At 39.5% G+C, this 25,557-nt stretch carries 22 protein-coding genes, 2 pseudogenes and 1 riboswitch; of the genes and pseudogenes, 8 read left to right on the top strand and 16 right to left on the bottom strand.

Features of this window, described 5'->3' with window-relative positions:
* From H540_RS0116060 to H540_RS0116025, 8 genes and pseudogenes are all read right to left on the bottom strand, one after another.
* On the bottom strand, window positions 1-314 hold a 314-nt coding region (locus H540_RS0116060; RefSeq protein ID WP_028401530.1), incomplete at its 3' end, for an acyl-CoA thioesterase.
* A 168-nt stretch (window positions 315-482) separates the two neighbouring features.
* Window positions 483-617, bottom strand: a pseudogene (locus H540_RS34690) (2-oxo acid dehydrogenase subunit E2); the annotation flags it as partial.
* Window positions 614-1,912: a Glu/Leu/Phe/Val family dehydrogenase gene (locus H540_RS0116055; protein WP_028401529.1), complete on the bottom strand. Its 1,299-nt coding sequence runs from the start codon at window positions 1,910-1,912 to the stop codon at window positions 614-616. The gene H540_RS0116055 and the pseudogene H540_RS34690, both read right to left, overlap by 4 nt.
* A gap of 199 nt (window positions 1,913-2,111) precedes the next feature.
* Window positions 2,112-2,783 (bottom strand): YknW family membrane protein, encoded by a 672-nt coding sequence (gene yknW / locus H540_RS0116050; RefSeq protein WP_028401528.1) that lies wholly within the window; start codon window positions 2,781-2,783, stop codon window positions 2,112-2,114.
* A gap of 287 nt (window positions 2,784-3,070) precedes the next feature.
* Window positions 3,071-4,267 (bottom strand): ABC transporter permease, encoded by a 1,197-nt coding sequence (locus H540_RS0116040; protein WP_028401527.1) that lies wholly within the window; start codon window positions 4,265-4,267, stop codon window positions 3,071-3,073.
* Window positions 4,264-4,944 carry an ABC transporter ATP-binding protein gene (locus H540_RS0116035; RefSeq protein WP_028401526.1) on the bottom strand — a complete coding sequence of 227 codons (681 nt, stop codon included), beginning with the start codon at window positions 4,942-4,944 and terminating at the stop codon, window positions 4,264-4,266. Before H540_RS0116035 ends, H540_RS0116040 begins: the two co-directional genes overlap by 4 nt.
* Window positions 4,937-6,121 (bottom strand): efflux RND transporter periplasmic adaptor subunit, encoded by a 1,185-nt coding sequence (locus H540_RS0116030; RefSeq protein ID WP_028401525.1) that lies wholly within the window; start codon window positions 6,119-6,121, stop codon window positions 4,937-4,939. The genes H540_RS0116035 and H540_RS0116030 overlap by 8 nt, the downstream gene beginning before the upstream one ends.
* A gap of 380 nt (window positions 6,122-6,501) precedes the next feature.
* Window positions 6,502-8,016: a sensor domain-containing diguanylate cyclase gene (locus H540_RS0116025; protein WP_028401524.1), complete on the bottom strand. Its 1,515-nt coding sequence runs from the start codon at window positions 8,014-8,016 to the stop codon at window positions 6,502-6,504.
* 1,092 nt (window positions 8,017-9,108) lie between these two features.
* Here H540_RS0116025 and H540_RS0116015 point away from each other — a divergent pair.
* A complete protein-coding gene (locus tag H540_RS0116015; RefSeq protein ID WP_028401522.1) occupies window positions 9,109-9,876 on the top strand; it encodes a MerR family transcriptional regulator in 768 nt (255 codons plus the stop codon).
* Between the two features lie 114 nt (window positions 9,877-9,990).
* Here H540_RS0116015 and H540_RS0116010 read toward each other — a convergent pair whose 3' ends face one another.
* From H540_RS0116010 to H540_RS0116000, 3 genes are read right to left on the bottom strand one after another with little or no spacing between them, the layout of a single operon-like run.
* Window positions 9,991-10,779 (bottom strand): ABC transporter permease, encoded by a 789-nt coding sequence (locus H540_RS0116010; protein ID WP_028401521.1) that lies wholly within the window; start codon window positions 10,777-10,779, stop codon window positions 9,991-9,993.
* Entirely contained in the window at window positions 10,776-11,681 is a 906-nt protein-coding gene (locus H540_RS0116005; RefSeq protein WP_028401520.1) for an ABC transporter ATP-binding protein, read from the bottom strand. Before H540_RS0116005 ends, H540_RS0116010 begins: the two co-directional genes overlap by 4 nt.
* Window positions 11,678-11,917 carry a PLD nuclease N-terminal domain-containing protein gene (locus H540_RS0116000; protein ID WP_028401519.1) on the bottom strand — a complete coding sequence of 80 codons (240 nt, stop codon included), beginning with the start codon at window positions 11,915-11,917 and terminating at the stop codon, window positions 11,678-11,680. Before H540_RS0116000 ends, H540_RS0116005 begins: the two co-directional genes overlap by 4 nt.
* Window positions 11,918-12,041: 124 nt before the next feature.
* On the opposite strand from H540_RS0116000, the gene H540_RS0115995 reads away from it, so the two are divergent.
* Window positions 12,042-12,587: a transcriptional regulator gene (locus H540_RS0115995; protein WP_028401518.1), complete on the top strand. Its 546-nt coding sequence runs from the start codon at window positions 12,042-12,044 to the stop codon at window positions 12,585-12,587.
* Window positions 12,588-13,097: 510 nt separating this feature from the next.
* Here H540_RS0115995 and dctA read toward each other — a convergent pair.
* Window positions 13,098-14,372: a C4-dicarboxylate transporter DctA gene (gene dctA, locus H540_RS0115990; RefSeq protein ID WP_028401517.1), complete on the bottom strand. Its 1,275-nt coding sequence runs from the start codon at window positions 14,370-14,372 to the stop codon at window positions 13,098-13,100.
* Window positions 14,373-15,329: 957 nt separating this feature from the next.
* On the opposite strand from dctA, the gene ttdA reads away from it, so the two are divergent.
* Window positions 15,330-16,241: a L(+)-tartrate dehydratase subunit alpha gene (gene ttdA, locus H540_RS0115985; RefSeq protein WP_245592263.1), complete on the top strand. Its 912-nt coding sequence runs from the start codon at window positions 15,330-15,332 to the stop codon at window positions 16,239-16,241.
* Window positions 16,238-16,849: a L(+)-tartrate dehydratase subunit beta gene (ttdB, locus tag H540_RS0115980; RefSeq protein ID WP_028401515.1), complete on the top strand. Its 612-nt coding sequence runs from the start codon at window positions 16,238-16,240 to the stop codon at window positions 16,847-16,849. The genes ttdA and ttdB overlap by 4 nt, the downstream gene beginning before the upstream one ends.
* A 172-nt stretch (window positions 16,850-17,021) precedes the next feature.
* On the opposite strand, the gene H540_RS29930 is transcribed toward ttdB, so the two are convergent.
* Complete coding sequence (locus H540_RS29930) at window positions 17,022-17,675, bottom strand: GntR family transcriptional regulator (RefSeq protein WP_034671181.1); 654 nt, start codon at window positions 17,673-17,675, stop codon at window positions 17,022-17,024.
* Between the two features lie 302 nt (window positions 17,676-17,977).
* On the opposite strand from H540_RS29930, the gene H540_RS32195 reads away from it, so the two are divergent.
* Window positions 17,978-18,148, top strand: a complete 171-nt coding sequence (locus H540_RS32195; RefSeq protein WP_081415165.1) for a sugar diacid recognition domain-containing protein — start codon at window positions 17,978-17,980, stop codon at window positions 18,146-18,148.
* Window positions 18,149-18,309: 161 nt separating this feature from the next.
* Here H540_RS32195 and H540_RS0115965 read toward each other — a convergent pair whose 3' ends face one another.
* On the bottom strand, window positions 18,310-18,732 hold the full coding sequence (locus tag H540_RS0115965; protein WP_028401514.1) for a hypothetical protein: 423 nt from the start codon (window positions 18,730-18,732) through the stop codon (window positions 18,310-18,312).
* A gap of 58 nt (window positions 18,733-18,790) precedes the next feature.
* Window positions 18,791-18,870, bottom strand: a riboswitch (ZMP/ZTP riboswitch).
* Between the two features lie 627 nt (window positions 18,871-19,497).
* Here H540_RS0115965 and H540_RS29925 point away from each other — a divergent pair.
* On the top strand, window positions 19,498-20,352 hold the full coding sequence (locus H540_RS29925; RefSeq protein ID WP_051317140.1) for a CPBP family intramembrane glutamic endopeptidase: 855 nt from the start codon (window positions 19,498-19,500) through the stop codon (window positions 20,350-20,352).
* 178 nt (window positions 20,353-20,530) lie between these two features.
* On the opposite strand, the gene H540_RS0115955 is transcribed toward H540_RS29925, so the two are convergent.
* The gene (locus H540_RS0115955) at window positions 20,531-20,959 is read right to left on the bottom strand and encodes a pyrophosphohydrolase domain-containing protein (RefSeq protein WP_028401513.1); all 429 of its coding nucleotides are present in this window, start codon (window positions 20,957-20,959) and stop codon (window positions 20,531-20,533) included.
* A 632-nt stretch (window positions 20,960-21,591) separates the two neighbouring features.
* Between H540_RS0115955 and H540_RS0115950 the strand changes: the two genes are divergently transcribed.
* Together H540_RS0115950 and H540_RS0115945 are read left to right on the top strand one after the other, a co-directional pair.
* Window positions 21,592-23,049 (top strand): glycoside hydrolase family 68 protein, encoded by a 1,458-nt coding sequence (locus H540_RS0115950; protein ID WP_028401512.1) that lies wholly within the window; start codon window positions 21,592-21,594, stop codon window positions 23,047-23,049.
* A gap of 192 nt (window positions 23,050-23,241) precedes the next feature.
* A complete protein-coding gene (locus H540_RS0115945; RefSeq protein WP_028401511.1) occupies window positions 23,242-24,813 on the top strand; it encodes a glycoside hydrolase family 32 protein in 1,572 nt (523 codons plus the stop codon).
* 237 nt (window positions 24,814-25,050) lie between these two features.
* Here the strand turns inward: H540_RS0115945 and ystJ are convergent.
* Window positions 25,051-25,557: pseudogene (gene ystJ / locus H540_RS0115940) on the bottom strand (NADP-dependent malic enzyme); the annotation flags it as partial.

Raw genomic sequence — 25,557 nt, 5'->3', positions numbered from 1 at the left:
ATTGTACGCTTGCCGCTTCTTAAGTCTTCGGCAATAATTTTCACAAAAACCTCCATGGATGATGTACCGGTCCATGTCACATACGATTCAAAACAGACTGAATCGGTTGTTCGAATCGGATATAAAAAGTCAACTGAATCCGTTGAAGCAGTTACACATCCGCTTCGGCTATGGCGCGCTGCGGAAATGGACGCGACTTGATCCAAATCGCTCATTAACCGACCGCCAAATAATGTATTATGATTATTTACATCGTTTGGGAACACACGACTTGTTCGTATAACTCGGGATTCTCTGCAATATTTTGCTTCCATAAACACATCTCCTTAAAACTAAACCTGCGATTTTGCTCCCTCTGGGAATTAGCCCGGATTCTACATACCGAATCCCAGATTTCACTAAGAACTTTCTTTTGGCTTCTCAGTATGAAACCTAGGTTCTTTTCTAACTGAGAAGCCGATTCAACCTGTCTTATTAAGCTTTTATCCTTCTAATGATAAGGATTCTCGATCTTCCAACATCTCTTTTCCGGCCACGATTCTATGATCGTAAGATAAGGACATATACATCATTGGACGATTTTCGCTTACTTCTAGTGAAACAACAGAACCTCTTACACCCAACCACGGAAATGGGATGCTTCTGCCATTTTTCTTATTCCAACCATATATGCAGCCAAGCGCATGTCTACTTGGTATTGTTGTGACGTAGAGAAAACCCTTTCAAAAGAATCAACAATTTTATTACGTAGCTTTTCGGCTACTTCTTCTTCTGACCAATAATAACCTTGGTTGTTTTGTACCCATTCAAAATATGAAACGGTTACACCGCCAGAGCTAGCAAGCACATCCGGTACAAGTAATACGCCACGGTTTGTTAATATTTTTGTTGCTTCAAGTGTTGTTGGTCCGTTCGCAGCTTCAACAACAATTTTAGCGTTAATACGATCCGCATTCTCGCGGGTAATTTGATTAGAAATCGCAGCAGGAACAAGAATTTCACATTCTTTTTCGAGTAGCTCCTGATTCGTAATGACGTTTGTAAATAAATTTGTTACTGTACCAAAACTATCGCGGCGCTCAAGCAAATACTCAATATCAAGTCCTTCAGGATCATAAAGCGCACCATGTGCATCAGAAATACCAATCACTTTTGCTCCTGCATCTTGCATAAATTTCGCAAGATAACTTCCTGCATTCCCAAACCCTTGGACAATAACGCGCGCACCCTCTAATTGGATTCCTCTTCGCTTCGCTGCCTCTTCAACGCAAATTGTAACTCCTGTAGCTGTTGCTGTTTCACGTCCTTGTGAACCGCCAAGCACGATCGGCTTTCCTGTAATAAATCCTGGCGAATCAAATTCTTGAATGCGGCTATACTCATCCATCATCCATGCCATAATTTGCGGATTTGTAAATACATCTGGTGCAGGAATATCTTTCGTCGGCCCGACAATTTGGCTGACAGCACGCACATATCCTCGACTTAAACGTTCTAATTCAAACATTGACATGCTGCGAGGATCACATATAATTCCACCTTTTCCGCCGCCGTACGGAAGATCAAAAATGCCGCATTTTAAACTCATCCACATCGACAACGCTTTTACTTCCTCTTCGTTTACTTCTGGATGAAAGCGTATTCCTCCTTTTGTAGGACCAACAGCGTCGTTATGTTGAGAACGGTAACCGATAAACACTTTAATAGAACCGTCATCCATTCGAACAGGGATACGTACCGTGAGGAGTCTAAGCGGTTCTTTTAATAGTTCATACATCGCATCGTTATACCCTAACTTTCGAACCGCCTCTTTTATGATAGACTGCGTTGAACTTAATAAATCTAATGCTTCATTTTGTGTGTCATCTTGTTTTTGAACTTGATCATTATTTACAGGAAAAGCCGTTTTCATTCTCTCCACCTCTTAAGTTATAAATGTTTTACACTACAAATAGCCTATAATTTTTTAAACGCTTTCATAATTACTTCTAATTAAAAACGCAACTTTAATTTATAACCAAGACTACATAATCAAACAAAAAACTACAAAACATTTTTTTCTTTTTAAAATTAAAAAAAGTCCTCGGCATATGCCGAGGATAGAATCCAGATTACGCGCCTGGAGCAAGCGAAGCTAACCACGATCCAAGATGCGTGAAGCCTGCTGCGGCTGCTGCTGTTACGACAAATACGATAACTACGAACACAATCGACTTGTTTTTAGTAAAGCCGCCGGCAATCTGCAGACCAAGCGCCATGGCGATGTAGGCCCAGATTGCAAAAATATCAAAGGAGGAAGCGATGCTGGAAAGCACTGTTCCTTTTTCAAACAGCGGCGCCAAGCTCGTGTATTTCAGCTCGGTTCCGCCGAGTACCGCCATCAAAATCGTGTTGGCAATACCGCCGACTACACTGATAACACTTGTATACACAGTGATGGCAAGCAGCTTGGAATATGTAATATCACTGCCCAAAATCATCGCAAGAATTTTATATAAAGCCGCGATAACGAAGTAGGCGATAATAACACCAACGACAACGGCGACAACACCAAATGCAGTGCTCACCCATAGAGGCACTTGCACATCTGCAGGAGCTTGTTCACGAATCGTTAAATATGTTACTGCGGCCCCCATTATGGCTTGAATGATGATTAAAATAATCATCGGCACCGCAATCGGCGTTTTCCCCCTCATTCTCTCAAACTGCACACCTGGAGAAGTAAGCATTCCAAATAAAGAAGGCTTTGCTGTTTCTCTTTGCATCTCTACATTCGTTTCCATATAAATCGCTCCTTTTCTAAAGAAATTATGAAATTTTAGGATTTGTCTAGTGCTGCCGGCCAAGAACCTCTGCCTTCCGGAACTGACCAAGCCGATTCCGCTTTTCTTGGTGTCTAGCTCCTCCGGCTAGGTGCTGCCACCAGAACGAGCCTGCTGCGCTTTTCTTGATGTCCAGCTCCATCGGCTAGCTCCTCCTGTCAGAGAACCTCCACCCATAAAGGCAAAAAGCGCCTTTTTGGGCGGAGAACCTCTGCCTTCCGGAGCTGACCAAGCCGATTCCGCTTTTCTTATTCATACCGCAGCGCTTCGATTGGGTCGAGCTTTGCGGCTTTGTTCGCTGGAATCAATCCGAAAATAATGCCGAGCGTCATGGAGAAGAGCACGCCTCCAAGCACAACCTGGCCTGAAACGAGCGGCGGCCATTTCGCAAAGGACGATACGATATACGCGCCCCCTACGCCAAGACCGATACCGATAATCCCGCCGAGCATCGTCAGCATTATCGCTTCGATTAAAAATTGAAGCAAAATCTTGCTGCGCGTAGCGCCAAGGGCCTTGCGGATACCGATTTCCCTCGTCCGCTCCGTCACCGACACAAGCATGATATTCATAACGCCGATGCCGCCGACCAATAAAGAAATCCCTGCGATGCCGCCAATGATGGAGGTCATGATCGTCGTAACCTTCGAAATGCTTTTTTTAATTTCTTCCAGGTTTTGCACTTCATACTTTCCTTCTAGATCTGACGGCTTGTTATAATTGAGCACATCTACTGCCTTCTGACCTGCTGCTTCCATCTGATCCGCATTTTTTGCCTGCAGCGTAACGGATTGAATATCATCCTTTCCGTACAGCACCGGCCAAAGCGATAGAGGCATCAGCATGTATGGAAATCCGATGCCAAAAAATTCATCGTTCGCTGTATACACGCCGATAATCTCAAACGGCTGCGCTTTCACTTCAATGATTTTTCCGACTGGATTCTCATCCTTAAACAGCTCTTTTGCGGCCTGCTCATTAATCATAACTACGTTGTTGGACTGGGAAAAATCACTATCGTTGAACATTCTTCCTTTTGTTGTCTTCACTTTATTAATAGCAAAGTAATCATTTGTAATGCCGGATATTTGCACAGATGATTTATTATCACCGACTTCAAGCGTCTCAAACGAACTGTTCGTCGGAATTACATGTGCGACCTCCGGGATGTTTTTAATTTGAAACAAGGCTTCCTGCGTAAAGGTAGGCGATCCGTCCGCCATCGCAAATACGCTCTCATCCTTTGGCTTGAACTGCAGGCTGATCGTGTTGTTGCCGTCCCCGACAACTTGCGATTTCAGCGCCGCTTCTCCCCCCTGCCCAATGGCCACAACGGTAATAATCGAACCAACGCCGATGATGATGCCGAGCATCGTCAACGCCGAGCGCAGCTTATGCGCGAGAATAGAAGAAAGTGCGATTTTGATGCTGTCCAGTAACGTCATATCACCATTCTCCGATCCTGCGTAATTTCGCCGTCCTTAATATAAATGCGCCGCTTCGTGTAAGCTGCTACCGCTTCCTCATGCGTGACCATAATAACAGTCGTTCCTTCCTCATTGAGCTGCGTAAAAATATTCATCACCTGCTCACCTGATTTGGAATCAAGCGCCCCGGTCGGCTCATCGGCAAGGATGAATGTCGGATTATTGGCGATCGCGCGTGCGATCGCTACACGCTGCTTTTGCCCGCCTGAAAGCTGATTCGGCAGATGGCCTACCCTGTCCGAAAGTCCAACCTTCGCCAGCGCCTCCAACGCCCGCTCTCTTCTTTCCTTTTTACGCTCCCCGCCGTAGATAAGCGGAAGCTCCACATTCTCAACTGCCGATAGACGCGGCAGCAGATGAAAGTGCTGAAACACAAAGCCTATATATTGATTGCGAAGAAGTGCAAGGTGCGCCTCATCCGCAGCCAATACATTTACATCGTTCAATATATATTCCCCTTTTGTAGGGCGGTCAAGACAGCCGATAATGTTCATGAGCGTTGATTTTCCCGATCCTGATGGTCCCATGATAGACACGAACTCGCCGCCTTCAATCTCGATGTTAATATCATGCAATATGGGCACCGCCAGCATCCCTTGCGCATATGCCTTATACACTTGCTTAAGCTTAATCATTCGCCTTCACTTCCATTCCGTCACGCACGTCCTTGGAAGGATTTTTGACTACCTTTTCTCCCTCTTTTAAGCCTTCCAGAACTTCGATCCATTCGCCGTCGCTCATGCCTGTTGTAACGTTTTGCTTATGAAGCTTTCCTTTTTCCTCTACATACACGTACGGAGAATCGCCGTTTTCTGTCACGCTGCTTCTTGGCACCGCCAGCATCTTCTTAGAGGATAAATCGACCTGCAGCGAAACGTGATAGCCCGGAGACAATCCATCCTGGGAATCGAGCACCGCTTTATAGGAATAATAGGAAATCATTTGTGATTGCTGCCCTTCCGCTGCCAGCTGCCCTGTGTCAGCCGTTGTCGGATACTCGCTCACTTCAGTGATTTTTCCCTTCCACTTCTTATCTGCTACAGCTTTTGCCGTAACCGTAATCGTTTGATCCTTTTGAATTTGCGCCTTTTGCAGCTCCGTTAACGTACCCTGCACTTGGAACGGATCCTTAGAAGCGATTTGTACGAACGCTTTCGCCTGTCCCATCGCTTGAGCAGAGCCTTGTGCCGCATCTTTATCAAGCTTTTGGACGATTCCGTTTGTATTGCTATATACGACTAAGTCATTTTGCTTCTTATCAAGCTCCTGCATTTGCAACTTGTTCTTCTCTACCTCAAGCTCCGTGGACTTTTGCTGGAACTCCGCTTCTTTTAATTGCGCCTCCAACGGCTGCAGTACAGTATCATCCGCGCCTGCATCCTTTGCTTTTTGTATATCCTTTTTCAGTGAGCTTATTTTTTCCTTGCCTTGATCGTAACGCATCGCTGTCATCTTCTTATCAAGCTCTGCCTGCTTCACCTGAAGAGAAAGCTCGGAGCTCTCATAAGAGAAAAGCTTTTGCCCCTTTTGCACCTCGTCGCCTTCCTTGACGAATATTTCCTTCACCTTTCCCTTTGTCGGATCGGCATAAATCGTTTCAATGCTTCCCGGCACAATCCGTCCCGATACGAGCTTTGTATTATGCAGTGTTTTCTCTGTTACACTGACAAACTTCAATTCTTGCGAGCCGCCCTTTTTCTTGCTTTGCATCACTGCGATATTCACTCCTGCAATTATCACAATGAGAGCGACAACTCCGATTATGATCCATTTCTTCTTTTTCTTAGGAGCGTTTATTAATTCTGTTTGCATCATGTGTCTCCTTTATTATGTAATGTCTATATCTATCATTCTATAATATATAATTTTACCAAAACAAACAATATATACCAAATCACTTTTGCAAAACCTTTTCTTTTAGGGGAGAGAGCATCCGACTAAGCGTAGAAGCGGTCAAACCCTTTTCGTGACCCATGCAGGGGTAAATCATAAAGAGGGAGCGAGCGCAGTTCCCTTTTGTTCTACGTGGCAAACGATAGATATGTCGGAATAACAAAGTGGACTTATATATATGTCTTCAGAAGCCGGGCTTGGCCATGCAGACCAATGATCTATGTACGCATATTTATTTTGTAATGCGAATTGTTTCAATATGACTCTAGCATACCAAATAATGGTCAATCAACCTTTTATTAAAATATATCACTATAAAAATAGTAGTTATTGCGCCCTGTTTTCTTCACCTGATATAGCGCCGCATCAGCAGACTGAATTAACATATTCTCGTCTTCCCCGTCAGATGGATACAAAGCAACCCCCATAGAGACTGTAGATGTAATCTGCTCTCCTTTATATAGAAAAGGGGTTTGAAACGCTTCTATAATTCGGTTTCCCACAATAACCATCTCATCTTTCTGCACCGTTGGGATAAGAAGCACAAATTCATCTCCTCCAAACCGTGCTGCTAAGTCTGAACTTCTGACTACTGATTGCAAGCGTCTCGCCACTTCTTTCAAGAACGTGTCACCGCCTTCGTGAGAAAACGAGTCATTGATCATTTTGAAGTTATCGAAATCTAAATAGCATAACGCAAACGACTCGTCTTGCTCCATCATGTACGCTAACCGTTCCTCGAACGCACGACGGTTTGCCATGCCGGTAAGCGAATCCAAAAACGCCATTTGCTTCAACTTGGCCTCATAGCTCTTGCGCTCGCGAATATCCTTTGTAGACACAACGATATGATCAATCTTTTGTTTCTCATTCATCATGGGAATGAGACGCGCTTCAATCCAAATCCATTCGTTCTGCTTGTTGCGTACACGGTACTCTACCGTAACGAAGTTATGCTCCATAAGCAGATGAACGACTTGCTTTTGTATATCCTTTAGATCCTCTTCATGCACAGTGGTATAAAAATGCTTTTGCTTCATTTCCTCAGGCACATAACCAAGCACATTCCTGACCGCAGGAGAAATGTATGTAATCATCAAATTCTTCGATAAGACTAAAATATAATCATTGGAATGCTCCGCAATGATGCGATAGTAATATTCGCTTTCTTTTAAGTCTTGCTCGTACTCCTTTTGTACGGTAATGTCCCGAATGACACCTGACAGCATCACCATGCGGCCGTATTCATCCCGAATCGGCGATACAGTGAAGCTCACCGCCATGCGCTTTCCATCTTGTTTTAAGATATATACCTCGATATCGCGTACAACTTCACCGGCCGCCGTCTGCTTTATATACAGGCTGCGCTCCTCTTCGCCCATTGTAAACTCATACGGAATAATACGTCCTTTTATTTCTTCTTCCTTCACGCCGAACATCTCTTCAAACGCAGGATTCACCCGCATCACTGTCCAGTCCAAGTTTAAGATGTACATTGCATCAGCAGAGTTTGTAAAGAACGCTTCCGGCTTCTCCTTCACTTCGATCATTTGTCGCTCACGCAAATATCTCCAAAGCAAAAATGCGGCCCCGAACAATAGAAGAGGCAGCCCGGAAAATAAAGACTCCGGCACCTTGCGCCAGTAATATAACCAAGCAAGCAGTAGCATTCCGGCACCCGCGCTCATCGTAAGAAGAAACTGGATGATGTAATTTTCGCTATTTCTCCGTTTAAAGCCCATATATATAAATCCTACACTGAAACATGTGAGCAAAAATGCTAAAAGCAAATTCTGCACTTGAATGCTTTTCATCGTTTCCTCCTGTTGATATTCCGTAATAACATTATCATTATATCGCAATTTTACCATATATAAGAGAGATTGAAAAAGAAAAAATCGACATAAAAACTTTTCTTTTAAGTGGGAGCGAGCATCCGACTAAGCGTAGAAGCGGTCAGACCTTTGTAGTGGTTCATGCAAGGGTAAACCAAAGAGAAGAAGCATGCCATACTCCCTTTTGGTTGCACATAACACATGAAAATGTCGAAATTATAATTCATTCATATATACATCCATTTACAGCTTAGGACTTGCAGGCGTATTGGCTGCAAGTCCTAAGAAGAAAATCCGCTCGCTAATAGCAAAACAGAAGCTCAAACCCGAGCTTCTGTTTTTTTATTAAAAATAGAGTATATTTTCTCCGTTCTTTGGACATCCTAATATCAGGGCTTTCCCATCCCAATATGATTTAACTATGGCAGGCAATTACGATGAAACCATGCTCTCCCCCCTTAGAGCGTGGTTTTTGCCTGTTTGGGCCGAACATACGTCTTAAACAAACGTTTGATTAAAATATAAAAGGCTTATATGCATAAAAAAATGCATATAAGCCTTCTATTATAAAGGAAAACTAGCAATGCATACCGAAATACTATGTAATCATCTTTTGGGACACAGTAAAAATCGATACCCATATATACTAACAGCGCTAGCATTTTTCTTTTTAGTACTAATGTAACGCCCCCCATTGATATTCCTTGGTCGGATGGATTTGGCCGGGGAATTTTTTTGTTTGCCTAAAAATTGAAGCTTGGACAGTAAGTACATCGTTTTGGATCATAAATATATATAAATGATTTATAATTTCAACGTTTTCATTTGCTATTTCGAACAAAACGGCATTGGCACTTACTTCCTCTCTCTGGTTTACCCTTGCATGGACCAAGGGTTTGACCGCTTCTGCACGCCGCCGGATGATCTCTCCCCACTATAAAAAGACGATTTTTTTGTTCAGTTTTATATAGTCCAATTTGGATAGTAAATTATGTACTGCATATGAAATTTGTTTTCTCGTATTGACTCTGACGTTACGTCATACTCTAACATGAAATGTGAGGTGATGATATGTACAGGGTAAAAGAAGTCGCCGAACTTGCCGGAATCAGTGTGCGCACACTGCATCATTATGACAGAATCGGCCTTTTGAAACCGACGAGCGTCGAGGCCAACGGTTATCGCCTGTACAGCGAGGAAGACCTTGCAAGGCTCCAGCAAATCCTTTTCTTCAAAGAGCTGGATTTCTCGCTGCAGGAAATCAAAGAAATACTGGACGATCCGAATTTCAACCGGAAACAGGCTCTTTTTATCCACAAACAACTATTGGAAGAAAAAATGAGTCGCCTCAAACGCATCATACAGTCCGTTGAACAAACCTTGGATTCAATAGAAGGAGGAACAGAAATGGCGAAGAAAGACATGTTTGAGCCGTTTGATATGAAAAAGATTGAGGAGCATCAGAAAAAGTACGAACAGGAGGTGAAAGAGAAATACGGCGGTTCCAAAGCATATGAGGAATCCATGAAAAAAACCTCTTCCTACAAGGAAGAGGACTGGAAACGCATCCAGGAAAAAAGCGAAGAGCTGTACCGCCGCTTGATTGCGGCGATGTCTAAAGGACCGGCCGATGAAGAGGTTCAGGAAATTATCGGCGGCTTCCGTCAGCACATTACAGATAATTTTTACGAGTGCACGCCTGAAATCTTCAGGGGATTGGGCGACCTGTATGTCAATGACCCCCGCTTTACGAAAAATATCGATAAATATCAGCCGGGGCTTGCAGAATTCATGCGTGAAGCCATGCATATGTATTGCGATCGTTTAGAGCAAAACTAAAACCGCAACGAGGCATAAATATCAATTGAACGTGCATTTTGCGACAAATAAAAAGAATCCATTTTGAAAGATCAAAATGGATTCTTCCACAACACATCCACGGTTATTCTTTGCTTATTCATGATTAAATTTTTTATTGGCAATCCAATAATTCGTTACAAAGAGTGTCAGCAAAATCCAAACAAGCGTTAGTAGTACATTGCCCATTGCGTTTGAATTTACTGATCCCATGATTAGCGCTTCCATTGCATGTTTACTCATACTGGCTGGATTCACATGATCAAATACTGGACCTAAACCGACCATAATTCTGCAACCTATGAGAAAAACAATTGAAATTAATGCAATAAGACCCTGGCTGTTAAAAATGGTACTGATCATCGTTGTAAAAGAGACCATGAAAAGAACCCACACAAGATAAAATAATAGGGCGTTAATCATGTCTGAAAAAGGAACGTCTGTAAATAGATAATTCACGTATAGATATGAAGCAAAGTATCCAATCGTCACACTAAAGCCTGTAAACAAATAATTTGATGAAATTTTTCCTCCTATGTATGAGAGAACAGCTACAGGTCTTGTTAAAATAAAGGCCAGCATACCGTTTGCTTTATCTGTTTGGACGATACCCATTATCGAGATGACAATAATAATAATCCCAAGCTGATCAAATTGAGATCCTAACGTGCTCGCTAGTACTTCTCCGCCTTTTTGATCCGTCATGCTCTGATCAATTGTAATTCCCTGACCACCGCCTAGTGCTTCCAAAATTGATGGCAAGTAATGCATTACTACCGGCTGAGTTACCCCTAAAAAGATAAAGACGATCGGTAGCCAAATAACTTTAAAATCACGTACCATTTGAACAAATTCTTTTTTTATTAGTACAATAAAGTTATTCATTTCTTCACCACCAATTTTAAGAAGATTTCTTCTAAAGTATCGTTATTGATTTCAAATTTTACGATGTCCACTTCATGCTCGAGTGCATTTTTCAGTAATATATTTTTGTTTTTTTCGATGTTTTCAACTTTTATTTTGACTTTATGCCCAATGACCTCTACTTCCTTCACATAAGGTAATTTTTTTACAACGTCAATCCATTTTTGATCCTTCGCTGTGATTTCCACGTTTAACTTATTTTCGCTATTACGGTTTAACAGTTCGGTAATCGTTGTATCTTCTATTTTTGTTCCATCTTTTATAATGACAAATCGTTCGCATATTTCTTCCGCATCGCTCAATATATGGGTTGATAATAAAATTGTTGTATCATTTTTTATTTCTTCGATCAGGTTTAACACTTCTCTTCGGCCGATTGGATCTAATGCGGATACCGGTTCATCCATGACAATAAGCGAAGGCTTATGCAGCAGTGCTTGTGCAATACCGAGTCGCTGTTTCATTCCACCGGAAAATGTACCAACTTTTGAATTCTCTTCGCCTCTTAGTCCAACTTTTGTCAAAATTGCCGGTATCGAGTTTGTCAATTCTTCTTTTTTCAATCCAGAAAGTTGCCCCATAAACGTAAGAGTTTCTTTCGCTGTCATCCAATGAAAAAAGTTAGGATACTGTGGCAGGTAACCAATTTCCCTTTTCATTTTTGATATTTTTTTCCCATTCAGTAAAACTTCTCCTGCGGTTGGATCGATAATATCTGAAATCACTTTTATTAATGTGGATTTCCCTGCTCCATTCGGCCCGATTAAACCGACACATTCTCCCGATTGCAGTTCCATCGAGAAATTATTGACAGCGATTTTTTCTTTAAATGCTTTCGTCACATTTTTGATCACCAATTTCAAGATCTCTCACCATCCTTTCTTCCTAAAACAAAGTACAGAATTGGTCCAAGAGTATTGACAAAAAGAATAATTAGCGTCCATATGAGCGCATTTTTTCTCGTTTTTCTATGTCGGTATAAATCAATTAATGCAATTAAAACTAATAGCGTACCCACTGCAATAAACGGCAATATAATAGGCAGAAAAGTCATAAAATCAATGTCTTTAAGGTCATTTAACCCATAGTGCAGTTGCATTTTCATCATTCCTCCTTATCTCATTCTCATTATCAATAATGATAACTTATTTGAAGGTGCGTTGCAATTGTTATTCTCATTATTTATAATGAGAATAATATTAACCAATGAAGAAGGTGATATTGTGAGTAATAAAGTTGAAATTTTAATGCATCCAGTAAGAATGAAAATTTGCCAAGCATTAATGAGAAATAAGGAAACTGGACTAACACCATTAGAAATGGTAAAAATCATTAAAGATGTACCTCAAGCAACTCTATATAGACATATACAAGTTATGGTAGATTCAGGTGTTATTCACATTATTAAAGAAAAAAAGGTGAAATCTGTTTCCGAAAAATATTACGCTTTAAATGAAGAAGAGGCAAGACTTGATGGAGGGGAATGGAAAAAAGCTTCTTATGAGGAAAAGCTAGATTATATTTCCTATTATCAATTATCACTTATGACTCAATATCAAAGTTATCTTAAGAAATTAGAAGAACAAAACTGCCAAGAGGACGGTGCTACTTTTTCTATAGTGGAATTAAAGATGGCTGAGGAACACTTTATACAATTTCAAAACGAATTAAATGAATTAATGACCAAATACTACCATACTACGAGCAAGAGCAACGAAATAGATGCTCCAGTTCGAACAATCGCTTTCACAATTATTCCAGATGCTTAAACGAATTAAATAATACGAACTTTTGTAGCGACTATATACAACTGAATAAAAAACCGTCTTTTTATAGTGGGGCGAGAGCATCCGGCGACGTGTGGAAGCGGTCAAACCCTTGTAGTGGTCCATGCAAGGGCAAACCATAGATAGGAAAAAAGCGCCAATGCCGTTTTGCTGTACACAGCACATTGAAATGCCGAAATCATAAATCATTCATATATAGGTTTGTTGGAATGTTCGACAAGTAGCTCATTATTTACTCGACAGTCATCTGAACGGTTATATTAGCTATAAATCTTATAATAAAAAAAGCCGATAATTCCTTAGCGTAGGAAAACTCGGCTTTCTTCATGTAGAAATTTGCTTAGCCTGAACATTCAAATTAACAAAGCACCATTTGTGGGAACCGTTTAGCAGTCAAAATCAGAAAGCTATACGACGAAAGATAAATTCACCATGATTAGATCTATTTTTCTGTCTTTTAATATCTACATCAGAACCGATAGTTCAATCTTTTCACTGTGTCATAGACGCCTTTTCTTCAGCTGAATATTCCTTCAAATGGTTAAACTGTTTCTCACTTTTGGAAATAACTACTGTTGCTACTGCATTACCAATCAAATTCGTAATTGCACGTGCTTCTGACATAAAACGGTCAACACCTAATAGTAACGCCATTCCTTCTACCGGTATTGGACTGCCCGGAAGTGATACTAGCGTTGCAGCCAATGTGACGAATGCAGAACCACTTACACCTGCAGATCCTTTAGAGGTAAGCATGAGTACACCAAGTAATACCACGATTTGCCAAATAGAAAGATCAATACCATAAGCCTGTGCGATAAATAATGAAGCCATGGTATAGTAGATGCACTGTCCATCGGGATTAAAAGCATAGCCAGTAGGAACAACAAAACCAACGATAGGCTTAGAACATCCGTAACTCTCCATCTTCTTCATTAAACTTGGCAAAGCAGATTCAGAAGAAGAAGTTCCAAGGACAAGTAAAATTTCCTGTTTGATATGTTTGATCAAGTTAAAAATGCTAAATCCGTACATCTTAGCCACTGAACCTAATACAATCACGATAAACAAAAACATCGTAATATAGACGGAACCTAACATCTTACCAAGTGAAAAAAGAGATCCGAGGCCAAACTTTCCAATCGTGTAAGCCATAGCCCCACCTGCAGCAAAAGGAGAAAAGTTCATGATAATGCCAACGATCTTAAAAAATACATCATTAATTTTTTCAAAGAAGGTGATGACCGGTCTGCCCTGTTCTCCTAAAGAAGCAAGAGCAACGGCAAATAACATAGCGAAGAATAAGATAGGAAGCATATGACCTTGAGCTAGAGCACCCACAGCACTGTCAGGGATGATACCTAAAATGAAATCGGTAAATCCATGAGGAGTTTCAGAAGCTGTCTTTGTAATTTTCACCACATCAGCAGCGCCCTTACTTGCTTGACTAGTGTCCATACCTGCGCCGGGCTTAATAAGGAACATAACGGCTACCCCAATGACCAACGCAATGGTAGTCATAATCTCAAAGTATAGTAGGGATTTTGTACCGATTTTTCCAATCTTTTTCATATCACCCATATTAGCAAAACCGAGAACGATGGTAAGGAAGATGACCGGACCAATCACCATCTTGATCATTTTAATGAATATATCAGCCAGGATTTTCAATTGAACACCAAAATCAGGGAAGAGATATCCAATCAAAATACCAGCAAAGATGGCGATAACCACCTGTACAGTTAAATTTTTTAGAATATTTTTCATGCAGATCCCTCTTTCTCCATATTTAAAGGTAATATGGTTTTCGTTTAGATTTCTAAGCTATTCTATTTAGAAACTATAGTCTGCAAAAATTTCACCGATGGTAGCGCATACAAAAATAATCATCCCTTATATGATTTCTTTTTACCCAAACCTCCATTTCCCTATATTTTTTGTGTGATAGACCTTTTTTCTAATATCCAAGTTGTCCAGCTTAAGGATAATCATAGATGAAAATCGCCAATTGAAAACGCATACAAAAACATCACTCCTTTATTTCTAAATTAATGATGCAAAAATAAACTAGTAGAATACCATTGCTCAAATTGTATATTAACGTATACATTGATGTCAAATAAATTTTTAGAATATTCCGCCTGTTTTTCAATGGGATAATTATAAAAATACCACAACAAATCTATATAACACAGGAAATATAAGTCCAAAGGGGCAATCGTCTATAATTATTAAAAACTTTATTTTTATTAAAGCGAATAAAAACTATTGACTTTAATGTATACGTTATTTAATAATTACCTCATAAGATATTCAAATTAAGCTAATCCGCACGACAGAGATGTGGATAGTGGTAGGAGGTCAACCGATGAGTGAAAAACGTGTTTTGCGTCTAGCTGTTATCCCTGGTGGCGGAATTAAAAAGAGGTAGTAACAGCGGGCGTGTACTGGATTATTTAGCTCAAGCATCAGACGAAGTTTTCTTTTGAAAGCGATTTCTACCCTTGAGGTTGTGAGTATTACTTAGAACATGGACATATGATGGATGCTAAGGGATTAGAAAAACTTAAACACGATTCTGCTTTATGGTTTAGGAGGATATAAGTTTACAGATTATGTAAAAGTGAGTATGCCATTAATTTTAATAATAGTAAGAATGATTTTGTCACCAACTTTCTTCCCTTTCTATACGAACTAAATTAAAGATAAAAAAGGAGAGTTATTATGAGAGTTATGATGGATAAAACACAGCAAAAAGAAAAGATGACTGATCTGATGTCAAAGTTTATATCCCTTGTCAGCTACAAACTTCCTGATGATGTAGAAAATAAACTGAAAGAACTAAGTGAAGAGGAAAATAATCCTCTTGCAAAAATCATCTACAAAACGATGTTTGATAACCAGAAGCTGGCTTATGAGTTAAAGAGACCTTCATGTCAGGATACAGGAGTTCTTCAGTTTTTTGTAAAGTGTGGTCAGAACTTCCCCTTGATCGGACAGTTGGATAGTATTCTAAGGGATAGTGTGTATAAGTCAACCAAAGAAACCCCTTTGCGTCACAATTCTGTAGAAACATTCGATGAATACAATACAGGTAAGAACATCGGCAACGGTACACCCAGCATCTTTTGGGAAATTGAAGAAGATAGTGACAAAGTAGAAATCTATACTTATATGGCAGGAGGCGGATGTACCCTTCCTGGAGTCGCAACTGTTCTTATGCCCGGTGAAGGCTATGAAGGCGTGGTAAAGTTTGTGCTTGATCGTATGACAAGTTATGGAATCAATGCCTGTCCTCCACTTCTAGTAGGGGTAGGCATTGGTACTTCTGTTGAAACAGCAGCTATGAACTCAAAACTAGCCCTTATGAGACCTGTTGGAAGTCATAATGAAAATGAAAATGCTGCTAAGATGGAAAAGCTCCTTGAGGATGGAATCAACGCTATTGGTCTTGGTCCTCAGGGACTTAAGGGATCTAAATCTGTTATGGGGGTAAACGTTGTGAATACGGCAAGACATCCTTCTACTATTGGAGTTGCAGTTAATACAGGGTGCTGGTCCCATAGACGAGGAAAGATCACCTTTGACAGTAATTTGAACTATGAAATTAATACTCACGAGGGGGTAACACTATGAGTAAGAAGGTATTGACAACACCTATAAAAGATGAAGATCTTAAGGATATACGAATTGGAGACATTATCTACTTAACAGGTACACTGGTCACTTGCAGGGATGTTGCCCACAGAAGACTCATTGAAGAAAAAATTCCTTTGCCTGTTGACCTTAAGGGAAAAGCTATTTTCCACGCTGGTCCCATTGTTAGAGACCTTGGAAATGAAAAGTATGAGATAGTTTCTGTTGGGCCGACAACCAGTATGAGAATGGAAAAGTTCGAAAAGGAATTTATCGAAGAAACAGGTGTTAAACTCATTGTTGGAAAAGGTGGAATGGGGAAGAACACCGAAGAAGGGTGCAAGACTCATAAAGCACTGCATCTCGTCTTTCCAGCCGGAAATGCTGTTTATGCGGCAGTAAAGGTTGAACAAATCAGAGAAGTACACTGGAAAGACCTTGGAATGCCTGAATCTCTTTGGGTATGCGAAGTGAATGAGTTCGGTCCTCTTATTGTTTCCATTGATGCAGAAGGAAATAACATCTTTGAAGAAAATAAGGTGGAGTTCAATAAAAAGAAGGAAGAACAATATAAGTTAATCAGTGAGCAGGTAAGATTCATCAAGTAAATTATGGAGTTGGTGTGGTCATGGATACTAATTCAATATCAGGTTAGTTATTGATAATAAATACCGTAGCTAATTTATCAAAATTAAGCACGACCGTCTAACCAAAAAGGCTGTAGTTGATTTCTGTGAAATCTCTACAGCCTTTCTTTTTTAATAACGGCAGATTCTTACATTACCGTTTCTCTTCCGGTAATGGAGGTATAGACCGGAGAGCTTCTAGAATTTCGTTACGAGATCTAAAGCGATGAGATTGCAACATAGTTCGTACGGCTTCAGGTTCACCTGCCCGCATGACTGCTAAAATTGCCTTATGTTCAATCACTGAACGTGTTGGCTTTGGTCGAAGTCCGATTGTGTATAAGCGTGCACGATAGAGTTGGTCAGACTGATTGTCCACAACCCCTCTAAGGCGTGGGTTTTGAGCCAAATCAACAATGTAATTATGAAATTGATCGTCAAGGTCTGTCCATGCAAGTAGATCATTTAGTTCTAGTGCCTTTTCTTGTTCTTCAATCAGACGCTCAAGTTGGTTTAACTCTTCGTGAGTAGCACGACCGGTCGCGAGCCTACCTGCAACACCATCCAGCGCTTCCACCACTTCATAAATTTGTTGGAGATCATCTGCTACAAGTGGTGCAACAATAAAACCGCGACGCGGTATGAGTCGTACCCATCCTTCCATTTCCAAACGGACAAGGGATTCACGTACAGGTGTCCTGCTCATGCCGAGGATTTCTGCCATCTCCCTCTCTAGCACAGTCTGTCCGGGCGGCAATTGAAGGTGGCGAATCGCATGTCGAACAGCTAGATAAGCACGTTGTGGCAATCGTGACTCTCCATTTACATCTAAAGTAGACAAAAATGAACGAACGGCCAGAGCAAGGTCAGACTGATCTAGTCTTTTAAAATTAGAATCAGGTGTTTGAGGTGTTTTTTCATTATTCATTTCATTATCACTCATCCCGACAAGTCTCAAATTTTATGTAACAATACAACAAAATGCTATTGAGTAGGTTATGATTAAAAAGTTATATTATGTCTTTACAAGTAAAATCATAACAGAAAAACAATCACTCCCTCAATCGGTAAAATAGAAAAAGGGATAATCTATAGTAAAGGTCATAAACGATGATGAAAGAAAATTTCCATATTAGCCATTCATTAACTCAAATGATTGTAGATGCAGCAAAAGAAGTGATTGGAAAAGACATCAACTTTATGCAATCAGATGGAGAAATTATTGCGAGTACTGATCCACATCGAATTAACTCTTTTCATTATGCTAAACGAGTGAAATGAGCTTCTTTGTTACAAGAAGGTCTAAAATTTCGTTCTGGGGGTGCTGCAAAATTTTAACTTGATGGATGTGAGGTACCGCTCCATCGCCATCAAGTTAAAAATTTAAAATACCCCCAAAAGGAAAAATCTAATTTTCTTCCTTTTGAGGGTGTAATCTTTTCTTAGCTTGATTGTGATGTGGCGGTACCCCAGTTATTTTTTTTAACCTTTTTTTTAAATATTTCAATGCCATGTAAACTTTCCCATGCTAGCTTAAACGCATTAAGATCAGATGTATTAACACCGCGTTGCGGAAGTGTTGTTTCAATAAACTCGATTGTTTCCCAAACAGTAGCGGGAGTTGAATTTAGCATTTCCAGCATTTTTACTTGTCCATAATGTTCAAATAAAAAATTCAGATTTCCTAACCTCATCTTTTTAGTACCCTTCGAATAACTATATCCATCTATATACTGCTTAAATTTCTCTGCTATATCAACTGGGATATTAGGGCATTCATTTTTTTCGTTTATCACTGTAAACATATCCTCGTCCTGTACCTTTGCAAGCGCCAAATTTTCCATTTCCCTCTGCATATAGTTCATACATACCGACTCCTTCTTTTTGTCATAGGAAAACAAAAAGCACCTGATGTCTCCATCAAGTGCTTGCCCAGGCGCGCGGCTTATAAACCCATATGCTCCCTCATGGTAATCCATGTTGCGCCAGTTACATACAGAGTTAAGTTCTTATTTAACTATAATATATCATTTAGAAATTGACAACATCTTGTTTCTGAACATACATGAATGAGTATATATTTATTTCATTCACCTTCTATATACAACTGAATAAAAAAACCGTCTTTTTATAGTGGGGAAAGAGCATCCGGCGGAGCATAGAAGCGGTCAAACCCTTTTCCTGCCCCATACAAGGGTTTGAGAGAGGAAGCGAGTGCAGGCTGCCTTTTGTTCTGTATAGCAGTTCCTATGTCGAAATTATAAATCATTTATATATAGAATTGTAACGATATCTCTTTGTGAAGAACTAGTTTGTTTGGCTGTATACATCATTCCAAAGAGGTTGTTTCTGCATGTGTCGCTCCTCCAGTTACCATAAGCTGTGTTATCAGGCGTTAAAAATGGCTCTTTGTTTTTACTGTTTTGTATGGCTTTGCCAAGGCGTAGAGGAAATCCTCCAAAATCATAGACAGGATAAAGATTCCCTTAATCAAACCCATGGAAATTACAGCTCCCTATATCGAAAACCTTACAAAAATGTAATAATTTTGTAAGGTTTTTGCATGGGTCTTTTTCTCTTTTCTTATTATCATAGTCATACAGTACATTTCCAAAAAGGCAGGGGAAAAAATGAAAAAGCCTATAAGTTCAGTTTGGACCTATTCTATATTAGTATTGGCAGCCACTGTTTTACTTAACTTTACTCATCAGCCTATCCTAGTTGCTCTCGGACAAGCGACTCCTCTTCTGACCGCATGCTTAATTCTAGTGTTTTTACATAAAAAAAGATGGAGTACGTTAAAAAGTATAGGATTATTCCGTTTTGGCAGCGTGAAATGGCATATATACGGCGTATTGGCCGGTCTGCCTGTCATGTTAAGCTTTTTGGCGGCTTGGATCTTAGGATATGTTGAATTGCCTTCGATTAAAGAGTTCCCAGACTGGATGAATAGTCAAGGAGACCGTTTTCTTTTATTGGTGAAACATTATTTTAGTCTCCATACCCTTACCATGCTTTTTCTCTTTTCTTTTGCGGAAGAATTCGGTTGGAGAGGATTTCTGCATACACATCTTCACGAAGTCGCAAGTGTAAAAAAGACTCTCTTAATTACCGGCGCAATATGGATTTTATTTCACTATCCGTTTTATATGAATGATTACAGTAGTAATGGCCATACAGCTGTCAATATGCTTTTATTTACGCTTACCCTTATTCCTCTTTCTATTATAATGGGATGGATTCGCCTTAAAAGCCAAAGCCTGTGGCCTGTAGTGATTTTTCATATGTCCATCAATTTTCACCGCGGTTTTTGGGAACAGGTATTTTACACTAAAGCCTCGCATTGGGAAACGATAGCCGGTGAATCAGGCGTCATCAGTTTGATAGTTTGGGCTCTAATAGCTGCTCCTATCTGGAGATCACTTGATCGGTCAGAGCATTTTAAACATGAAAATCATAAATCTACTTATAATGGAAGTCCCTGAAAATAAGCTGTCAATGCATGCTCGTCTTAATAATCCTAAACCTATAGCAAACACGGTATACGTATGTCTTGATCAAGAAAAAGTGTCCTTGGAAGCAAAGAAAGGCAGCAAATATATGCTGCCTTTCCCCGTACATACACGATAACTAAGGCTCTTTAGCCGGTTTATGTACCTGTCCTTATTTAGAAACTGCCGCTTCAGCTTCATTCTGTTGACGCTCAATTTCAGCACGTAACTTTGGCTCCGGTGCTTCCCAGCCCTCCGGCTTTAAGATTTTGCCGTCTCCTTCTCGGAATCGCGGCTTTCCGTCCGGGAACAACTTCGTCATATTCGCCTCATTCACAATCTCAAATCCACGATCTGGCCGTATTCCCATTTCTACGAGCGTGCCAAATGCAAAATACATGAGGTCGATTAACGCATCGTATTGATCTTCCTTTGTTTCAGCTGCTAAAAACTCATCTAATTCCTCTTGCATGAAACTAGCACGAATCTGAGCACGTTCCTTTGACAATTGAGTAGGAGCAGTGGCAACCGGATGGCCAAACACTTTGTGCATAGTCTCTACAAGTTCATATCCTTTATCCAATCCTTTATCCTGTAACATTACGTGTTTCATCCTTCCTTTTTCTCTATGTTTTTATTATACCATGCTTATTATTTAATTCTGGTACGAAAATAGTTTACTAAAAACATAAAGTTAATCCCCAAATGAACAGGACATTGGGTTCTGTATATAACTGACTAGTTTCTTCAACATTCCACGCTGCATCTCTCAACTTGCACCGTTTACTATCCAACTTGGACCATTTACTATCCGAATTGATGTAAGACGTCTAGCTATTATTGATATAAGATTATCAAACTAAATAAGAATTGTAAATAATATTTTCATTCCCTTTGTTAGCATTGCTATTTAACTTTTACAAACTGAGATATAAGGCTTTGATGCAAATGCAAAAACGAATAGGAAAGTAGTTTTGGCACAAATAAATCGCGACATCGCAAAATATGTCGAAATGTTTTTTTAAAATTATTTTTTTATATTTTCTTTTTTTCTTTCAACCGCTTTCATTGCCTAGAGCCTAGTTTTAACAACAAATCCCAATTTTTAGATATTGTGGGTATTGATTTACAATACCGGTTGACTATCTCTAGAAAAGAATATACATTAGTTCCGGAACCGGTTCCTCAAAACATTCCCATTGGAATTAACAGGCGATGAAAAGGAGAAAATTTATGAATATCAAAAAAGTTGTAAGACAAACAACGGCATTAACCTTTACTACAGCATTGCTAATGAGTGGCGGAATTCAAGCTTTTGCTAAAGAAAAAGACGGTAAGGATTTCAAAAACAGTTATGGGGTTTCCCATATTACACGTTATGACATGCTTAAAATACCTGGACAACAAAACAGCGAACAATTTAAAGTGCCTCAATTCGATGCATCAACTATAAAAAACATTGCTTCAGCAAAAGGTTATGATAAATACGGCAATCTAATTGACTTAGATGTGTGGGATAGCTGGCCATTGCAAAACGCTGATGGAACAATGGCAAATTATCAGGGCTACCATGTCGTTTTTGCTTTAGCAGGAGACCCTAAAGACGCAAATGATACGTCTATTTACCTTTTCTATCAAAAAGTAGGCGATACTTCGATCGACAGCTGGAAAAACGCTGGAAGAGTATTTAAGGATAGTGATAAATTCGCTTCTAATGATCCTATTCTTAAAAATCAAACACAAGAGTGGTCAGGCTCTGCAACTTTAACATCTGATGGAAAAGTTCGTTTATTTTACACAGATTTCGCAGGTACGCAATATGGGAAACAAACTTTAACAACGGCTCAAGTTAATTTATCTCAACCGGATTCTGATACTCTTAAGGTTGATGGTGTGGCAGACCACAAATCTATCTTTGATGGTGACAGTAAAACATATCAAAATGTTCAACAATTTATCGATGAAGGAAACTATAGTTCAGGCGATAACCATACTTTAAGAGATCCTCATTATGTTGAAGACAATGGTCATAAATACCTTGTTTTTGAATCTAATACAGGAACAGAAGATGGTTACCAAGGAGACGAATCTCTATACAATAAAGCTTACTATGGCGGAAGTGAAGCCTTCTTCCAAACAGAAAAAAGTAAACTATTACAAAGCCCTAAAAAACATGATGCTTCTTTAGCTAATGGTGCACTAGGTATCGTTGAATTAAACAACGATTATACTTTGAAAAAAGTAATGAAACCATTGATCACATCCAATGCAGTAACAGATGAAATCGAACGTGCTAACGTATTTAAAAAGGATGGTAAATGGTACTTATTCACAGATTCACGCGGATCTAAAATGACCATTGACGGAATTGATAAAGAAGATATTTACATGTTAGGATACGTGTCTGATTCTCTAACTGGACCATACAAACCATTAAACGGAAGCGGACTTGTATTACACCTGGATCTTGATCCTAAGGACGTTACATTTACTTACTCTCACTTTGCTGTACCGCAACCTGAAGGCGATAATGTGGTAATCACAAGCTACATGACAAATAGAGGTTTCTATGCAGACCGTCATTCTACTTTTGCGCCAAGCTTTTTACTTAACATTAAAGGATCAAAAACTTCTGTCGTAAAAGATAGTATCCTTGAACAAGGACAATTAACAGTTAACAAAAATAACTAATAACAAAGCATTTTTACTTACTTTAATATCGGGAAAAGGAAATGGTGATAGTATATTACCATTTCCTATTTTTTTATAATGACGATATGGATAAGATTAACTTGATTTAAAGAGGCTTTCCCAAAAACAAATACATCACAGGATTATCCAATCGCAACAAGACATTCCAAAAAGAAAAAGGGATGAATCTATTTGAAAAAAAGCGTATTTAATAAGAAAGCATATAAATGGTTAGGCGTTTTAATTATCTGTCTAGGTATAATATTTATTATAGGATTATTAGACCGTCATACAGATAAGAAGATAAAAAAAACAGTCACGAATCACCAATCAACTTATCAACCAATTTATCATTTCAGTACTCCTGACAAATGGAAAAACGACCCTCAGAGACCTATTTATTTTGATAAAAAGTATCATTACTATTATCTCTATAATCGTGATTATCCGAGTGGTAATGGTACGGAATGGCGGCATGCAACATCAACGGATTTGGTGCACTGGAAAGATGAAGGAGTGGCCATTCCTAAATATACAAACCCAAATGGTGATATATGGTCTGGATCGGTCGTTGTTGATACAAAAAATACTGCAGGCTTTGGAAAAGGAGCCGTTGTGGCGATTGTGACACAGCCTTCTGCTAATGGAGGTAAACAGGAACAATATCTATGGTATAGTACAGACAAAGGAAAAACGTTTATATCTTATAGTGATCATCCCATTATGCCTAATCCAGGGACAAAAGATTTTAGAGATCCAAAAATTATCTGGGATCATCAATCTAGTAAATGGGTAATGGCTATGGCGGAAGGAACGAAGATCGGCTTTTATGAGTCTCATAACCTAAAGGAATGGCACTATACAGGAGGCTTCTTAACACAAAATATAGGTATTGTCGAATGTCCTGATCTTTTCATGATGCAGGCAAATGACGGGACATATAAATGGGTTCTGGGTGCCAGTGCGAATGGAAAATCCACAGGTAAACCCAATACCTACGCATATTGGATCGGTAACTATAATGGAAAGGAATTTACCACAGATTATAGTGAACCACAGTGGTTGGATTATGGCTTCGATTGGTATGGCGGCGTTACTTTTGAAGATGGTGAAAGTAGCAATAAATTCAATAAACGTTATGCTTTGGCTTGGATGAATAATTGGGACTATCCGAACGATACACCAACATTGCAAGACAGTTTTAACGGGGTTGATTCCATTTTTCGTCAAATTAAACTAAAAAAACAAGATAACAATGCATATATTCTTACTTCACAACCTATTGAAGCATTGAACCAATTAACCCTTTCAACGAATCATTTTAAACATATCGAGGTTAATGGTTCAAAAACCCTCAAAGTAAAAGGTGATGCTTATCAATTTGATGCTGATATATCTTGGTCAGATGTCAAAAATGTAGGATTAAGAATTCGAGAATCAACGGACAAACAGCGTCATATTGATGTAGGTTTTTTTGTACAGGGTAACTTTTCTTATGTTAATAGAGCTTTTACAGACCAACCCGATAAGAGTAAAAAGTATGTTGAAAGTAAAGCCCCGTTTGATGCAAGCAAGAAGAAGGTGCATTTGAAAGTTCTTGTTGATAAAACAAGTATCGAAGTATTCATTGACGATGGTAATGTAACCTATTCAAGTGAAGTATTTCCTCATTTAAATGATGAAGGAATAACACTTTTCTCTGAAGGCGGCACATCTATCTTTGAGAATGTTGTGATCAAGCACCTTCGTTCTATCAATAGGTAACAGCCGGCAAGATATATAAATCCAAGTTTAAGAAGAAATCAAATAATGTAACGACATCATATATAAATACAACTAAAAAAATCGACATAAAAACAAGCTGTTAAGAAGAACTTAACAGCTTGAAAAGAAAAGCTAGTTTTAAAAGAATAAACTGTATGTCGGTTCATAACTTGTTATGAACTAGGCTTTATTGAACAACTAAAACAGTGGATACATTTCCCTTTAGTTGGGCTAGATTTACACCAAAGCAGGTTGTTTTTCTTCTACTAATGATAATAGACGTGTTTTGATTTCTTCTACATTGACATTTTTTTGTGAAACACCCGTTTCCATCGCAGCGTTAGCAACAGCTGCTGCTACATGAGCCGCTACTCTGCGGTCAAATGGATCTGGAATCACATAATCGGTATGAAGCTCTTCATCTGAAATTAATCCGGCAATCGCATACACAGCTGCAAGCTTCATTTCTTCATTGATTTCTTTCGCATGAACGTCTAAAGCACCGCGGAAAATACCAGGGAATGCGAGGACGTTATTGACTTGATTTGGGAAATCAGAACGCCCTGTCCCTACTACTAGCGCTCCAGCCTCTTTCGCCTCTTCCGGCATAATTTCCGGTACAGGGTTTGCCATAGCGAAAATAATTGGATTCTCGTTCATGGAACGAACCATTTCTTTCGTGACGGCACCTGCAGCCGATACCCCAACAAATACATCAGCGCCAACAAGCGCATCTGCTAATGT

This window comes from Ectobacillus panaciterrae DSM 19096, from assembly GCF_000430785.1.
Lineage (GTDB): Bacteria > Bacillota > Bacilli > Bacillales > Bacillaceae_G > Ectobacillus > Ectobacillus panaciterrae.
This window is presented reverse-complemented; position numbering and strand designations above follow the sequence as displayed.